Origin of the sequence: Sphingomonas sp. RB1R13 (genome assembly GCF_036663775.1) — a bacterium.
Classification (GTDB): domain Bacteria; phylum Pseudomonadota; class Alphaproteobacteria; order Sphingomonadales; family Sphingomonadaceae; genus Sphingomicrobium.
Genome location: NZ_JAXOJM010000001.1, coordinates 521,542 through 535,060 on the forward strand (window position 1 = coordinate 521,542; position 13,519 = coordinate 535,060).

Annotated in this window: 16 protein-coding genes; 15 read left to right on the plus strand and 1 reads right to left on the minus strand. The window is 66.6% G+C overall.

Annotated elements, in window-relative coordinates:
- Positions 1-11: 11 nt before the first annotated feature.
- From U1700_RS02500 to U1700_RS02560, 13 genes are all read left to right on the plus strand, one after another.
- Positions 12-599 carry a NifU family protein gene (locus U1700_RS02500; RefSeq protein ID WP_332749840.1) on the plus strand — a complete coding sequence of 196 codons (588 nt, stop codon included), beginning with the start codon at positions 12-14 and terminating at the stop codon, positions 597-599.
- A gap of 62 nt (positions 600-661) precedes the next feature.
- The gene (gene tsaB / locus U1700_RS02505) at positions 662-1,303 is read left to right on the plus strand and encodes a tRNA (adenosine(37)-N6)-threonylcarbamoyltransferase complex dimerization subunit type 1 TsaB (RefSeq protein ID WP_332749841.1); all 642 of its coding nucleotides are present in this window, start codon (positions 662-664) and stop codon (positions 1,301-1,303) included.
- Positions 1,300-1,788 (plus strand): GNAT family N-acetyltransferase, encoded by a 489-nt coding sequence (locus U1700_RS02510; protein ID WP_332749842.1) that lies wholly within the window; start codon positions 1,300-1,302, stop codon positions 1,786-1,788. The genes tsaB and U1700_RS02510 overlap by 4 nt, the downstream gene beginning before the upstream one ends.
- Before the next feature lie 118 nt (positions 1,789-1,906).
- The gene (locus U1700_RS02515) at positions 1,907-2,329 is read left to right on the plus strand and encodes a MucR family transcriptional regulator (protein ID WP_443025896.1); all 423 of its coding nucleotides are present in this window, start codon (positions 1,907-1,909) and stop codon (positions 2,327-2,329) included.
- A 74-nt stretch (positions 2,330-2,403) separates the two neighbouring features.
- Positions 2,404-2,826, plus strand: a complete 423-nt coding sequence (locus U1700_RS02520) for a Fur family transcriptional regulator (protein WP_332749846.1) — start codon at positions 2,404-2,406, stop codon at positions 2,824-2,826.
- Positions 2,823-3,560 carry a lysophospholipid acyltransferase family protein gene (locus U1700_RS02525; protein ID WP_332749848.1) on the plus strand — a complete coding sequence of 246 codons (738 nt, stop codon included), beginning with the start codon at positions 2,823-2,825 and terminating at the stop codon, positions 3,558-3,560. Before U1700_RS02520 ends, U1700_RS02525 begins: the two co-directional genes overlap by 4 nt.
- Positions 3,561-3,570: 10 nt before the next feature.
- Entirely contained in the window at positions 3,571-4,884 is a 1,314-nt protein-coding gene (gene miaB / locus U1700_RS02530) for a tRNA (N6-isopentenyl adenosine(37)-C2)-methylthiotransferase MiaB (protein ID WP_332749849.1), read from the plus strand.
- 170 nt (positions 4,885-5,054) lie between these two features.
- The gene (locus U1700_RS02535; RefSeq protein ID WP_332751108.1) at positions 5,055-6,029 is read left to right on the plus strand and encodes a PhoH family protein; all 975 of its coding nucleotides are present in this window, start codon (positions 5,055-5,057) and stop codon (positions 6,027-6,029) included.
- A complete protein-coding gene (gene ybeY, locus U1700_RS02540) occupies positions 6,029-6,550 on the plus strand; it encodes an rRNA maturation RNase YbeY (RefSeq protein WP_332749851.1) in 522 nt (173 codons plus the stop codon). The genes U1700_RS02535 and ybeY overlap by 1 nt, the downstream gene beginning before the upstream one ends.
- Complete coding sequence (locus tag U1700_RS02545; protein WP_332749852.1) at positions 6,550-7,428, plus strand: hemolysin family protein; 879 nt, start codon at positions 6,550-6,552, stop codon at positions 7,426-7,428. Before ybeY ends, U1700_RS02545 begins: the two co-directional genes overlap by 1 nt.
- A gap of 134 nt (positions 7,429-7,562) precedes the next feature.
- Positions 7,563-9,068: an apolipoprotein N-acyltransferase gene (gene lnt / locus U1700_RS02550; protein ID WP_332749853.1), complete on the plus strand. Its 1,506-nt coding sequence runs from the start codon at positions 7,563-7,565 to the stop codon at positions 9,066-9,068.
- Positions 9,065-9,748, plus strand: a complete 684-nt coding sequence (gene trmB, locus U1700_RS02555; protein ID WP_332749855.1) for a tRNA (guanine(46)-N(7))-methyltransferase TrmB — start codon at positions 9,065-9,067, stop codon at positions 9,746-9,748. Before lnt ends, trmB begins: the two co-directional genes overlap by 4 nt.
- Before the next feature lie 264 nt (positions 9,749-10,012).
- Positions 10,013-10,495: a YybH family protein gene (locus tag U1700_RS02560; RefSeq protein ID WP_332749857.1), complete on the plus strand. Its 483-nt coding sequence runs from the start codon at positions 10,013-10,015 to the stop codon at positions 10,493-10,495.
- 61 nt (positions 10,496-10,556) lie between these two features.
- Here the strand turns inward: U1700_RS02560 and U1700_RS02565 are convergent, their stop codons facing one another.
- Entirely contained in the window at positions 10,557-11,804 is a 1,248-nt protein-coding gene (locus U1700_RS02565; protein WP_332749859.1) for a PQQ-dependent sugar dehydrogenase, read from the minus strand.
- Positions 11,805-11,947: 143 nt separating this feature from the next.
- Between U1700_RS02565 and U1700_RS02570 the strand changes: the two genes are divergently transcribed.
- A complete protein-coding gene (locus U1700_RS02570) occupies positions 11,948-12,889 on the plus strand; it encodes a type III polyketide synthase (RefSeq protein WP_332749861.1) in 942 nt (313 codons plus the stop codon).
- Positions 12,886-13,395 (plus strand): isoprenylcysteine carboxyl methyltransferase family protein, encoded by a 510-nt coding sequence (locus tag U1700_RS02575; RefSeq protein WP_332749863.1) that lies wholly within the window; start codon positions 12,886-12,888, stop codon positions 13,393-13,395. Before U1700_RS02570 ends, U1700_RS02575 begins: the two co-directional genes overlap by 4 nt.
- Positions 13,396-13,519: the final 124 nt, after the last annotated feature.

Below are 13,519 nucleotides of genomic sequence, written 5' to 3' on the forward strand. Positions count from 1 at the left end.
ACATCGCCCTCATGTTGATCGAGACCGAAACCACACCCAATCCGCTGACCCGCAAATATCTTCCGGGCCGCACCGTCATGACCGCCGGCAGCCGCGACTTTCCCAATGCAACTGCCGCCGAGGCAAGCCCGCTCGCTGCCGCGCTGTTCGCCACAGGAGACGTCGACGGAGTCTTCTTCGGGCGCGATTTCGTGTCGGTCAGCGCTAGTCCAGACGCCGCGTGGGAAGCGCTCGAGCCCGACATATTGTCGATCCTGCTCGACCATTTCGTCACCGACGCGCCGCTGTTCGTGGCCGGCAGCGCGAGCGGCATCGCGGTCGACCCGCAGGACGATGGCGCGACCATGGCGGTCGAGGAAGACCCTGCCGACGCCGATATCGTCGAGCAGATCAAGGAGCTGATCGAGACACGCGTGCGCCCGGCAGTGGCGCAGGACGGCGGCGACATCGTCTATCGCGGCTATGCCAAGGGCACGCTTTACCTCGCAATGCAGGGCGCATGCGCCGGCTGCCCGTCGTCGGCGATCACGCTCAAACGCGGGATCGAGGGGCTGATTAAACATTATGTGCCCGAGGTCGAGACGGTCGAAGCAGTGTAAGCGAAGCGGTCTGATAAGTCGGCGATCGTAGGGGCTTGCCTTGGCCCGGGCTTGGGCTCAACTTGGCCCCGTCCGAACGACCAGGAGACAGTGCGCTGATCCTTTGCTTCGACTGTTCGACTGCGGCCTGCACCGCCGCACTGTTCGCTGCCGACGGCACGCTGATCGCCGCGCGTGACGAGCTGATCAGTCGCGGCCATGCCGAACGGCTGGTGCCGATGATCGCCGAATTGCTCGACGGTCGCGTGCCCAGCGAGATCGTCGTCGGGGTCGGGCCAGGCAGTTTCACCGGGCTGCGCGTCGCGATCGCCGCCGCGCATGGCCTGGCGATCGGCTGGGACGCGACGCTTCACGGGCTGCCGAGCCTCGCCCTCCTTGCCGCCTCGGCCCCCGGTAACGAACCCGTCGTTGCGGCGATGAGCGGCGGGCATGGCGAACTGTTCGTCCAGGCATTCGACCGCTCGCCCTTCGCCGCGACCAGCGCGCCGCTCAACCTCACGCCGCGCGACGCCGCTGCGCTGTTCGCCACCGCAACCCCGGTCGGCAGTGGTGCCTTGGCGCTGGCCGAAGCGCGCGGCGGGACGGCGTTGGCTGACCTTGTCCCGACCGCCAGTGCCGCGCTGCGCCTGCCGCCATTACTCCGCAGCCTCGCCCCCGCTCCACTCTACATCCGTGCCCCCGACGCCCGGCCGAAAGCGGCATGAGCAGCGTCGCGCCGCGTCCGCTGTTGTTCACGCGTTGCGAGGCCAGCCACCTCGACGAGGTGATGCCGATCATGGCGAGCGCCTTCTCGCCCAATTTCGGCGAGGCGTGGACCCGTTCGCAATGCGCCGGGATCCTGCCGATGGCGGGAGTCGCGCTGTTCCTGGCGCGCGATGTCGCAAGCGAAGCGGCGCAGGGTTTCTCGCTGCTCCGCACCGTCGCCGACGAGGCCGAACTGCTGCTGGTCGCGGTCGCCCCGCATGCCCAGCGGCGCGGGGTCGGGCGCGCGCTGATCGACCATTTCATCAGTCATTCGCGGCAGCAGGGCGCCAGTCGCCTCCACCTTGAAGTGCGTGACGGCAATGGCGCATTTGGCCTTTACCGCGCCGCCGGGTTTGAAATCGCAGGTCGCCGCCGCGACTATTACCGTGGTTCTACTGGCAACTTCGACGCATTGACACTGGTGCATGCGTCGAACGAAAGTTGATCTGGCGCAAGCCGGGCTGCCGTCTTGCCTAAAGCGACCTTGATTATTACAGCAGCACTTCACCGCGCCATGCCGACGCGGGCGATTAGCTGAACAGATCGGGACACCTCAAATGGATATGGACTCTACCGACGATACGCTGCTGACCCTCACCGCCGACATCGTCGCCGCGCACGTCAGCAACAATAGCGTTGCCGTCAATGACTTGCCGCAATTGATTGCCAACGTTCACAGCGCGCTCGCTGGTCTCGGCGGCGCTTCGTCGGTGCCCGAAGCCAAGCCCGAGCCCAAGGTCCCGGTGCGCTCGTCGATCAAGCCCGACTATATTGTCTGCCTTGAAGACGGGAAGAAGCTCAAGATGCTCAAGCGGCACTTGATGACTCACTATCAAATGACTCCTGACCAGTATCGCCAGAAGTGGGGTCTCAACAGCGACTATCCGATGGTCGCCCCCAACTATGCCGAACAGCGCCGTACGCTGGCCAAGGCAATCGGTCTTGGGACCAAGCGCAAGCGTCCTGTCACTGCGGGCAAGCGCTGAGGTGATCAACTCCCCGGGCGGACACCGTCCGGGGAGGATTGCCTGACCTCGCGCGCTCGCCTACCCATGTGCCAATGCCCCACTCGATCGACATTGAAGCCCTGTGCGCGTCCAAGGGCCTGCGCATTACCGACCAGCGGCGAACCATCGCGCGCATCTTGTCCGAATCGGACGACCATCCCGATGTCGAGACGCTCCACACCCGCGCCGCTGCGGTAGACCCACGCATCTCGATCGCGACTGTCTATCGTACCGTCCGCCTGTTCGAAGAGGCAGGGATTCTCGAGCGGCATGAATTCGGGGACGGCCGCTCGCGTTACGAAGCCGCGTCGGACGCCCACCACGATCATCTGATCGACGTCGAGACCGGCAAGGTCATCGAATTCGTGGACGAGGAACTCGAGGAATTGCAGCGCCGCATCGCCGAAAGGCTCGGCTTCCGCCTCGTCGACCATCGCATGGAACTCTACGGGGTGGCGACCGACCGCAGCCGGTGATTCGTGCGGGCCTGCGCATCGCCGGTCTGCTGGTGCTTCTGGCGATCATGGCGCCGCCGCACTGGCTGTGGAAGCAGGTCGCGCGATCGCCCTTCCCGCGCTGGTTCCTGGGCAGCGCGGGGTGGACCTGCGGAGCGCGGGTAAGCGTCACCGGCGAGCCGATCGCGCCGCACACTTTACTGCTCGCCAATCATGTCAGCTGGCTCGATATCCTCGTCCTGGCCGGGGCGACGGGAACGCGATTCGTTTCCAAGGCCGAGGTCCGCGATCATCCGCTGCTGCGCTGGCTCGCCGACCAGAACCATACCCTCTACATCGAACGGTCCGATCGCAGCGCGGTGCTCGACCAGGCGCGCGCGGTCGCCGACGCTCTCGCCGGCCGCGAGCCACTAGCGCTGTTTCCCGAAGGGACGACGGGCGATGGCGAGTTGCTCCTGCCGTTCCGCCCTTCGCTGCTCGCGGCGATCGCCAAGGCCCCGCCGAGAACGACCGTCCGCCCGGTGGCAATCGACTATGGCGCAATGCGGTCCCTGCTCGGCTGGACCGACGGCGAGAGCGGCAAGGTCAATGCGATGCGGCTGCTCGGTCGCCGCGGCAGCTTCGCGGTGACGGTCCGCCTGCTCGCCCCGCTCGACGCAAGCCTCGACCGCAAGGCGCTGGCGCGCTCGGCGCGCGCGGCGATCGAACAGGCGCTTGAGGACTCGGCTTCAAACGGCGGCGCGCCTGCCCTATAGGCGCCGGACAATGACCGACCTGCCCAAAACCTATCATGTCAAAAGCTTCGGCTGCCAGATGAACGTCTATGACGGCGAGCGGATGGCCGAACTCCTTGGCGCGCAAGGGATGACCGCGACCGCCGATGCCAGCGCCGCCGACCTGGTCGTGCTCAACACCTGCCACATCCGCGAGAAGGCCGCCGATCGCGCCTATTCCGACGTCGGCCGCCTGCGCCGCGACGACGGGTCGAAGCCGCTGATCGCACTGGCCGGCTGCGTCGCGCAGGCCGAGGGCGAGGAGGCCAAGCGCCGATCGAAAATGATCGACATGGTGGTCGGCCCGCAAGCCTATCACCGCCTGCCCGAAATGGTTGCCGCTGCCGCATCGGGCCAGCGCCCGGTCGACACCGACATGCCCGCGATTAGCAAGTTCGACGCGCTGCCCGCCCGCCGCCGCACCGGGCCGAGCGCCTTCCTGACGGTGCAGGAGGGTTGCGACAAATTCTGCACCTATTGCGTCGTCCCCTACACCCGCGGGGCCGAGATCAGCCGCCCGGCGAGCGACATCATCGCCGAGGCCGAGGCGCTGGCGATAAGCGGCGCGCGCGAGATCACGTTGCTCGGCCAGAACGTCAATGCGTGGAGCGACGGCAGTTCGGGGCTCGACACGTTGATCCGCCGCATCGCGCGAATCTCGGGCGTCGAGCGGATCCGCTACATGACCAGTCACCCGACGGACATGACCGAGGCGCTGATCACCGCGCACGGCGAGGTGCCCGAACTGATGCCCTACCTCCATTTGCCGGTGCAAGCGGGGAGCGACCGCATCCTGAAAGCGATGAACCGCAGCCACACCGCCGCCAGTTATGTGAGCATCATTGAGCAGGCCCGACGCGCGCGCGCCGACATCGCCATTTCGGGCGACTTCATCGTCGGCTTCCCTGGCGAGACCGAGGAAGATTTCGAAGCGACGCTCAGTATCATCGACAAGGTTCGCTACGCCGCCGCCTACAGCTTCAAATATTCGCCGCGCCCCGGCACCCCCGCCGCGTCGATGCCCGACCAGGTGCCGCCGCAGGTGATGGACGAGCGGCTCCAGCGGCTCCAGGCACGCCTCGCCGTCCACAGCCTGGCGTTCAACCAGGCCACCGTCGGCAAGGCGACGAGGATCCTGATTGATCGCAAGGGGCGCCTGCCCGGGCAGATGATCGGCAAGACCCCGTGGCTCCAGTCAGTATTCGTCGAAACCAGTGCCGCGATCGGCGAGATGGTAGACGTCGTCACTACCGCCGCGCTGCCCAACAGTCTGGCCGGGGTGCTGGCGACGGCAAAAGCCGCCTGAAAACTTCACGCCCGCTTGCGTCGCTTCGAAGCCGCTCTATCTTGGGCGGACATGGGGCACCGAATCCACTCGATTGAAAGGCATCCGCACTTGGCACCTCCGCAGGTCTCCGCCTGATGCCCCCGCGCAAGCCCGACTTTAACCCCGCAACCAGCCAGTCCGACACCAGCATGGACAATTTCGGCCGCGCCCGGATGGAGCTGGATTTCGACCAGCCGTACTTGCTGGGCCCGCTATTCGGCGATTATGACCGCCACCTGGTGATGATCGAGCAGCGGCTGGGCGTGAACATTTCGGCGCGCGGCAATCGCGTGATGATCGATGGCGAGCCCGATGCCGCCGCTCGCGCCCGCGATGTCCTGCTCGGCCTCTACAACCGGTTGGACCAGGGCCAGGATGTCGACGGCGCCGCGGTCGAGGCGGTCATCGGCATGGCCAACCAGCCGATCCTCGACGGCCTGATCGCGCCCGAAGTCGCCAATGCGCCGGGCGTGATGATCCGCACGCGCAAGAAAACGATCGTGCCGCGCTCGGCGACCCAGACCGCCTATATGCAGTCGCTCGGCCGCGACGACATGATCTTCGCATTGGGGCCGGCGGGCACCGGCAAGACTTATCTCGCGGTCGCGCAGGCGGTGCAGATGCTGATTTCGGGGCAGGTCGATCGCCTGATCCTGTCGCGCCCGGCGGTCGAGGCGGGCGAGCGGCTGGGGTTTCTCCCCGGCGACATGAAGGAGAAGGTCGATCCCTATCTGCGTCCGCTCTACGACGCACTCTACGACATGCTGCCGACCGAGCAGGTCGAACGCCGCATTGCGTCGGGCGAGATCGAGATCGCGCCGATCGCCTTCATGCGCGGACGCACGCTGTCCGACGCGTTCATCATCCTCGACGAGGCGCAGAACACCACCGCGCCGCAGATGAAGATGTTTCTCACCCGCTTCGGCATGCGCAGCCGGATGGTGATCTGCGGCGATCCCAACCAGACCGATCTTCCGCGCGGTGTCCAGTCGGGGCTCAACGATGCCGTCGAAAAGCTGGAGGGGATTGAAAAGCTGTCGATGATCCGCTTCTCGGCCAAGGACGTCGTGCGCCATCCGCTCGTCGGCAAAATCGTCGAAGCCTATGAGGGGCCGGGCCAGTGATGCTCGACGTGCACACCGAAGCCGATGCGGAATGGGACAGTAGCATCGCGTGGGGGCCGCTCGCCGAGCGCGCCGCCCATGCCGCCGTCGCCGAGAGCGCCTTTCCGCAACTTGCCCACAGCCTGCGTGCGGTCGAGATCGCGCTTCGCCTGACCAGTGACGCGGAAGTGCGAGGCCTCAACGCCCAATGGCGCGGCAAGGACAAGCCCACCAACGTGCTGTCCTTTCCTATGGTGGCGACCGACGAGTTCAATGACCTCGGCACGGCGGATGGCCCCGAACTGATGCTCGGCGACATCGTGCTTGCCCACAATGTCTGCGCGACCGAGGCCGCCGAGAAAGCCATCCCGATCGCCGACCATGCCGCGCATCTGATGGTCCACGGCACGCTTCATCTGCTCGGCTATGACCATGGCGACGACGCTGCCGCCGACGATATGGAAGCGCGCGAGACGCGGGCGCTGGCCCGGCTTGGGATCGCCAATCCCTATGAGCCGATCAGCCAAGAGGGCGACCGCTGATGGCGTCGACCCCCGACGAACCTGGATCCCGCCTGTGGCGCGGAATGCGCGCGCTGATTTTCGGCGACGATGGCGAAACCAGCCTTCGCGACCAGATTGAGGACGCCATCGACGCGTCGGAGACGGTGCCGACGCAGCGCGGCGACCTGTCCCCGATCGAACGCCAGATGCTGCGCAACCTGCTCCACTTCGGCGATCGGACTGCGGGTGAAGTGGCGGTCACGCGCGGCGATATCGTCTCGGTCCCGCAGACCTTGAACTTTGCCGAACTGGTCGCCGCCTTTGCCGAGGCCGAGCACAGCCGCCTTCCAGTGACCGGAGCCGACCTCGACGACGTCGTGGGCATGATTCACATCAAGGACGTGTTCGCCGCGCTTGCCAATCCCGGCCGCTCGCGCACCATCGAAGGCCTGCTCCGCACCCCGCTGTTCGTGCCCGAATCAATGGGCGTGCTCGACCTGCTCGCACGGATGCGGACCGAGCGGACCCACCTTGCCATCGTCGTCGACGAATTTGGCGGGACCGAGGGACTGATCACGATTGAGGACGTCGTCGAGGAGATCGTCGGCGATATCGAGGACGAGCATGACGAGGAGGCGACCGGCAACCTCCTCCTGCTCGACGATGGCCTGTGGGAAGCCGATGCGCGCACCGAGCTGGAGGAAGTCGCCGCGACGATTGACCCGCGGCTGGTCGCGGGCGAGGACGATATAGACACGCTTGGCGGGCTCGCCTTCCTGCTTGCCGGACGGATCCTCCCTCCGGGCGAATCGGTCGAGCATCCCTCGGGCTGGCGGTTCGAGTGCATCGAGGCCGACACCCGCCGCATGATCCGCCTCCGCCTCCACGCCCCCGACGAGGCATCGGGCACAGACTAGGTCGCGTCCCCCCAAGCGACAGCATCGGTTTTTCTGCGGAGGTCGCGATCATGGCGGCGCTGAGCGAAATCATTTCCCCGCTGCACGGTTTTGCGTAAGGGCCGCGCCATGTCCAATCGCCCCGCCTCCTTGCCATGAAGTTCCTCATCGCGGTCATCGTCGGCGCGCTGTCGGCCTTTGCCTTCCAGCCGTTCGGGCTGTGGCCGTTGATGCCGGTCGCCTTCGCCATCCTTGCCGGGCTGGTCGCCAGCGCGCCCAGGATGCGCGCCGCACTGGCGCTCGGCTGGGGCTTCGGGCTTGGCCAGTTCTGCGTCGGCCTCAACTGGATCGCGACCAGCTTCACCTATCAGGCAGCGATGCCGGCGTGGCTCGGCTGGCTCGCGGTGGTCCTGCTCTCGCTCTATCTCGCCGTCTATCCGATGCTCGCCACCGGGCTGGCCTGGCGGATCGGGCGGCGCCAGCCGATCGCGCTGGTCTTCGCCCTCGCCGCAGGGTGGATCCTGTGCGAATATCTGCGCGCCGGAATTTTCACCGGTTTCGCCTGGAACCCGGTCGGCGTGACCCTCGTATCCACTCCGCTGCGCCGCGCATCGGGCTTCATCGGCACCTATGGCCTGTCGGGGCTGACCGTCTTGATCGGCGGCGCGCTGTGGCTTGGGATGCGAAGCCTGCGCGATGCCGGGGTGACCCTCACTGTCCCGCTTGCCGCCGGCCTCGCAACCTTCCTCTTGCCCCACGCCCCCGACCGCCAGGGGCCCGCGCTGCGCATCGTCCAGCCTAATATCGGCCAGGACAGCAAGTGGCAGCCCGGCGCCGCCGCGACCGCCGAAGCCCGCCTCCTCTCCCTTTCGGGCACCCCCGGCGTCGAGCCGCGCCTGGTCATGTGGCCCGAAGCCGCAGTCACCGCCCCGCTTGAGGACAATCGCAACGGCGCCGCCCCGTTCGTCGCCCAGCAGCGTGCGGCAATCGTCCGCGCATTGGGCCCCAACGACCTGCTGCTGACCGGCGGGCTCGGGGTCCGCTCGACCGACGGCCAGACCGCCGCCGGGGTCCGCAACAGCCTGTTCGTATTCGCTCCTTCGGGCCAGCTGCTCAGCCGCTACGACAAGGCCCACCTCGTCCCCTACGGCGAATATCTCCCCATGCGCCCGATCCTGTCGCGCCTTGGCCTGTCGCGTCTGGCCCCCGGCGACGTCGACTTCGATCCCGGCCCCGGGCCGCAGACGCTGACCCTGCCGGGCTTTGGCCGGATGGGGCTGCAGATCTGCTACGAGATCATCTTTTCGGGCGAAGTGGTCGACCGCGCCCACCGTCCCGACTTTCTGTTCAACCCGTCGAACGACGCCTGGTTCGGGCGTTGGGGCCCGCCGCAGCACCTCGCCCAGGCGCGGCTTCGCGCCGCCGAGGAGGGTCTTCCCGTGGTCCGCTCGACCCCCACCGGGATCAGCGCGCTGGTCGATGCCGATGGCCGCTTGCTCAAGTCGCTCGAATGGCGTGAACCAGGCCAGATCGACGCTCACCTGCCCGCCGCCCGCGCGCCGACCCCGTTCGCGCGCTTCGGCAACCTCCTGCCCCTGCTGTTCGCCTTCGGACTGCTCTTCGTCGGGCTATGGCGAGGTCGCGAGCCGATTTCCAAATGACCGATCCGCTGACCATCGCCCGGCTTTATGGCCGGTCGAGCGGGCATAAATTGCGCAAGGGCCAAGCCGAACTGGTCGAGACTTTGCTCCCCGCCATTTCGGTCCCCGCCACCGGCGAAGTCTCCGCCGAAACGTTGTTCGGGGATCCGCGCCCGCTCCATTTCGAGATCGGCTTTGGCAGCGGCGAGCATCTCGCCAGCCGCGCCGACATTCTCCCCGACCATGGCTTCATCGGCTGCGAGCCGTTCCTCAACGGGGTCGCCACCGCGCTCGGCCATGTCCGCGATCAACGCCTCGCCAACATCCGCCTCCACATGGGCGACGCGCTCGAAGTCCTTGCCCGGGTGCCCGATGGCGCGCTCAGTTTCGTCTACCTCCTCCATCCCGATCCATGGCCCAAGGCGCGCCATGCCAAGCGGCGGATGATCAACCCCGGCCCGCTCGGCCTCATCGCCGCCAAGCTCAGGCCCGGCGGCGAATTCCGCCTCGCGACCGACCATGCCGTCTATCTCGACTGGTCGCTGATGGTGATGCAGCGGCACGAGGCGAGCTTCGAATGGCTCGGCGAAAAGCCGTCCGATTTCCTTCTGCCCCCCAGCGGCTGGATCGAAACCCGCTATGGCGCGAAATCCCGCCGCGAAGGCCGCCAGCCCTATTATTTCCGCTATCGCCGACGGTAGCTGCGCGGCGGCGTTTTGGACAAGTAGACAGTGTGGCGCGGTTTTGTGACAACCATGTCATCCGCGTCGGTGGTGTCATGCGTGACCCGCGTGTCAACGGGCAAGCGTTGGTCAGGATGGCGCGAAATATCATCGGGCGAGCCAAGCATAAACGGTCGCCTGTAGGACAGGAAAATCGTCGATGGCCGAGATGGGTGGAAGGCGGATGTTGACCCAACGGCGCTGACGGCACACAGTTCATCCAGTAGCTAGGGGGACGGTAACATGCTTTCAAAAACCTCTTATGCTGTGTTAGGCATGACACTGATCAGCGCGCAACTACACGCCGCTCCGACCTACGCGGATGAAAAGAAGACAATCCTTGCGTTGAGAGCAGAGAACAATCGAGCGCTTGCAGCTCACGATCTGGACGGCGCAATGCGCATCGTCGCAGACGATTATGTGATGATTGGTGGCAATAGCAGCATTGAACGCAGCCCGGCTGAAAACCGGATGGGCTGGGCTGAGGAGTTCGCTATCGAGGGACATGATCGCTACGTGCGCACGACCACGCTGGTTGATGTCGGCAAGCGCAAAGGAGTGCTCCGAGCCGCCGAGCTTGGTCGGTGGGAAGGTATCGACCACAAAACTGCCGGAGTGTCCCGGCCTTTTGGCCGCTACTTCGTTCACTGGTCGAAGTCGACGGGCCAGTGGCGAGTCGTGTCCGAAACCTACGTCACCCTCGGTTGTCGTGGACCCGGCTGCTAAGTTTCATACTGTCCAACTAATGTCCGTTTTTGGGTCGGTAGCGGAGTTCACGCGCCGCGCACTATCGGGCCTTGTCCAGCCTCAGTAGCCGCGCTCCGCTCCCATCCTCCAGCACGTAAATCTCCCCTCCCGGCCCTTGTGCCACGCTGCGGATCCGTTCGCCCATGTCCCATTGATCGGCTTTCGTCGCACTTTCGCCTGAGAGATGGACGCGGATAAGGGCGTTGGCGGACAGAGCGGGGATGAAGGCGTCGCCTTTCCATTGTGGCCACTTGCCGCCGCGATAGATGATCAGGCCGCCGGGGGAGATCGACGGGTTCCACCATGTCTTGGGGGCTTCGTAGCCGTCCCCGGGACGGTGATCGGGGATGTCGCTGTCGTCGTAGTTGCTGCCGTTCGAGGCGTTCGGCCAGCCATAGTTGGCGCCGGGCTTGATGAGGTTCAGCTCGTCGCCGCCCTGCGGCCCCATCTCGGTTTCCCACAGTCGACCGGCCTCGTCGAACGCGAGACCGTAGGGGTTGCGGTGGCCGCTCGACCAGGTTTCGGCAGGGGTGCGATTGGCGCCGGGCCAGCTGAAGCCGCGCCCGCGCGCGGTCTTCGCCGCACTGCTATTGGCCGGCGGATCGGTGAGGGTGGTGCTCGCTGCCCCGACCTTGCCCGCCCCGAAATTGCCGGTCGCGAGCTGGCCGTCTAGGGTCAGGTGAAGGATCTTGCCGAGCGGCTGGCTCGCATCCTGCGCGGGGGTGAAGCGCTGTCGCTCGCCCGAGCTTAGGAAGAGCGACCGGCCATCGGGCGCGAAGGCGATGATCCCGCCATATTGCCCGCCCTTGCCGCCCTGCGGATCATGCCAAAGGACACGGACGCCGGTCAGCTGCATGCGCCCGCCGGCCTCCCCCAGCATCCCGCGCGCCATCGCCAGCCCGGCGCCGCCATTGGCCGACGGTTCGGAGTAAGTCAGGTAGACCGTCCGGTCGCTCGTGAAGCCCGGCGACAATGTGACGTGGAGCAGCCCGCCCTGCCCGCCGGCCTTGACCGCCGGGACGCCGGCGACTTCGGCGTTGGGCTGGCCTGAACGCCAATGCTGCAGATGCCCCGCCTTTTCGGTCACCAGCGCCGACCCGTCGGGCAGGAAGGCCATCGCGAACGGCGTATCGAACGTTCCCACCGGAGTCGCGACGAACGGCTTGGTGGGGCCAGTGTTGGCCTTGGCCTTGCTCTCCGCCTCGCTCGCCGGCCCGGCCGAACAGGCGGCAAGCGTGGCGACAAGGAACAATGTTCGTGCCAGCGGGCTTTGCATCAAGTAGCTCATGACGACCGTTACTCCCCCGCACCAGTGAAAGTTTCCCCCTGACCGCTTCCCTCCTTTCGCTCGCGACCGCAAGCCCCCCCTTCCCGATCAGCCAGGACGAGGCGAAGGCGACCGGCCGCGCGCTGTTCGCCGGCCGCAAGGCCTTGTTCGACCGGCTGTCGGGGGTGTTCGACAATGCCGGGATCGACGAGCGCCAGCTGGTCGCGCCGCTTGCCTGGTATGGCGAAAATCACGGCTGGGCCGAGCGCAACAAGGCCTATCTTGCCGCCGCCGACACGTTGTTCGTCGACGCCGCCCGCGCCGCGATCGAACGCGCCGGGCTGAGCCCGACCGATATCGACGGAGTCGTCGCGGTCTCGACCACCGGCATCGCCACGCCGAGCCTCGAGGCACGCAATGCGCAGGCGATCGGTTTCCGCCCCGACATCCGCCGGGTCCCGGTGTTCGGGCTTGGCTGTGCTGGCGGCGTGAGCGGCCTCGCCACCGCCGCACGACTGGCCGCGGCCGAGCCTGGCTCGCGCTGGCTGTTCGTCACGGTCGAGACCTGCTCGATCTCGATCCGCCTCGACAGCGACGACCCTGCCGCGATCGTCGCCACCGCGCTGTTCGGCGATGGCGCCGCTGCGGCGGTGATCTCGACCGAGGGCGACGCGCTCGCCCATGTCGAGGGATCGGGCGAGCGGCTATGGCCCGGAACGCTCGAGATCATGGGCTGGCGGGTCGAGGATCCCGGGCTCGCCGTCGTCTTCGACCGCGCCATCCCGCCGTTCCTCGAAAGCAATTTGCGCGAGGGGCTCGATGCGATTCTCGACGGGCTGGGCCTGAGCTTTGCCGACGTCGACCGGCTGTGCAGCCACCCCGGCGGGGCCAAGGTGCTGACCGCGATGGAGAGCGCGCTGGGCCTGCAGACCGGAACGCTCGACATCGAACGCGCCGTGCTTCGCAAGCATGGCAACATGTCCGCCCCGACGGTGCTGTTCGTGCTGGAGGCGCTGATCGAGCGCGGGCTGCCGTCGCGCACGTTGATGACTGCGCTCGGGCCGGGGTTCACGCTGGCGGCGCTATCGTTGAAACGCCCGGCATGATCCCGTTCGGCCCCGGCCCGCTGTGGCCGGCGATCGCCATATTGAGCTTCGTTACGCTCCAGCGGGTGAGCGAGCTTCCTGTCGCCAGGGCCAATACGAAGCGGCTGGTGGAGCAGGGCGCGCATGAAGTCGCGCCGGGCCATTACCCGCTGATCGTCGCGGTCCACATCGCCTGGCTTGCCGCGCTATGGCTCCAGGCGCCGGGCAGGCCGGTCCATATCGGCTTCCTGATACTGTTCGGGGTGCTGACTGGCCTGCGCATCTGGACGCTGCGAACGCTTGGCCCGCGATGGACGACGCGGATCATCATCCTGCCGGGCGAGACGCTTGTCGCGCGCGGCCCGTATCGCTTCGTCAATCACCCCAATTATTTGATCGTGATCGGCGAGATTCTGGTCCTCCCGCTGGTGTTCGGTCTGGTGCGAACCGCAATCGTCTTCTCGCTCCTCAACGCCGCCGTCCTCGCCATCCGCATCCGCGCCGAGGGGGTCGCACTGAGGGGCTAAGCGGACCGCTTGCGCCGACTCGGCGACGCGCCTATATCATCTGCACTCCTCGACATCGCCGGATGCTGAGGCTGGGTTCCTTCCGGAACCCGGCGCCGAGACTGCTTATTTTGATTCAGGACCC

Bases quoted from the DNA above. Each gene is read 5' to 3' on its own strand.
- U1700_RS02500 (WP_332749840.1), top strand. From the start codon at position 12: ATGTTGATCGAGACCGAAACCACACCCAATCCGCTGACCCGCAAATAT.
- U1700_RS02510 (WP_332749842.1), top strand. From the start codon at position 1,300: ATGAGCAGCGTCGCGCCGCGTCCGCTGTTGTTCACGCGTTGCGAGGCC.
- U1700_RS02515 (WP_443025896.1), top strand. From the start codon at position 1,907: ATGGACTCTACCGACGATACGCTGCTGACCCTCACCGCCGACATCGTC.
- U1700_RS02520 (WP_332749846.1), top strand. From the start codon at position 2,404: ATGCCCCACTCGATCGACATTGAAGCCCTGTGCGCGTCCAAGGGCCTG.
- miaB (WP_332749849.1), top strand. From the start codon at position 3,571: ATGACCGACCTGCCCAAAACCTATCATGTCAAAAGCTTCGGCTGCCAG.
- U1700_RS02535 (WP_332751108.1), top strand. From the start codon at position 5,055: ATGGACAATTTCGGCCGCGCCCGGATGGAGCTGGATTTCGACCAGCCG.
- ybeY (WP_332749851.1), top strand. From the start codon at position 6,029: ATGCTCGACGTGCACACCGAAGCCGATGCGGAATGGGACAGTAGCATC.
- U1700_RS02545 (WP_332749852.1), top strand. From the start codon at position 6,550: ATGGCGTCGACCCCCGACGAACCTGGATCCCGCCTGTGGCGCGGAATG.
- lnt (WP_332749853.1), top strand. From the start codon at position 7,563: ATGAAGTTCCTCATCGCGGTCATCGTCGGCGCGCTGTCGGCCTTTGCC.
- trmB (WP_332749855.1), top strand. From the start codon at position 9,065: ATGACCGATCCGCTGACCATCGCCCGGCTTTATGGCCGGTCGAGCGGG.
- U1700_RS02560 (WP_332749857.1), top strand. From the start codon at position 10,013: ATGCTTTCAAAAACCTCTTATGCTGTGTTAGGCATGACACTGATCAGC.
- U1700_RS02565 (WP_332749859.1), bottom strand. From the start codon at position 11,804: ATGAGCTACTTGATGCAAAGCCCGCTGGCACGAACATTGTTCCTTGTC.
- U1700_RS02575 (WP_332749863.1), top strand. From the start codon at position 12,886: ATGATCCCGTTCGGCCCCGGCCCGCTGTGGCCGGCGATCGCCATATTG.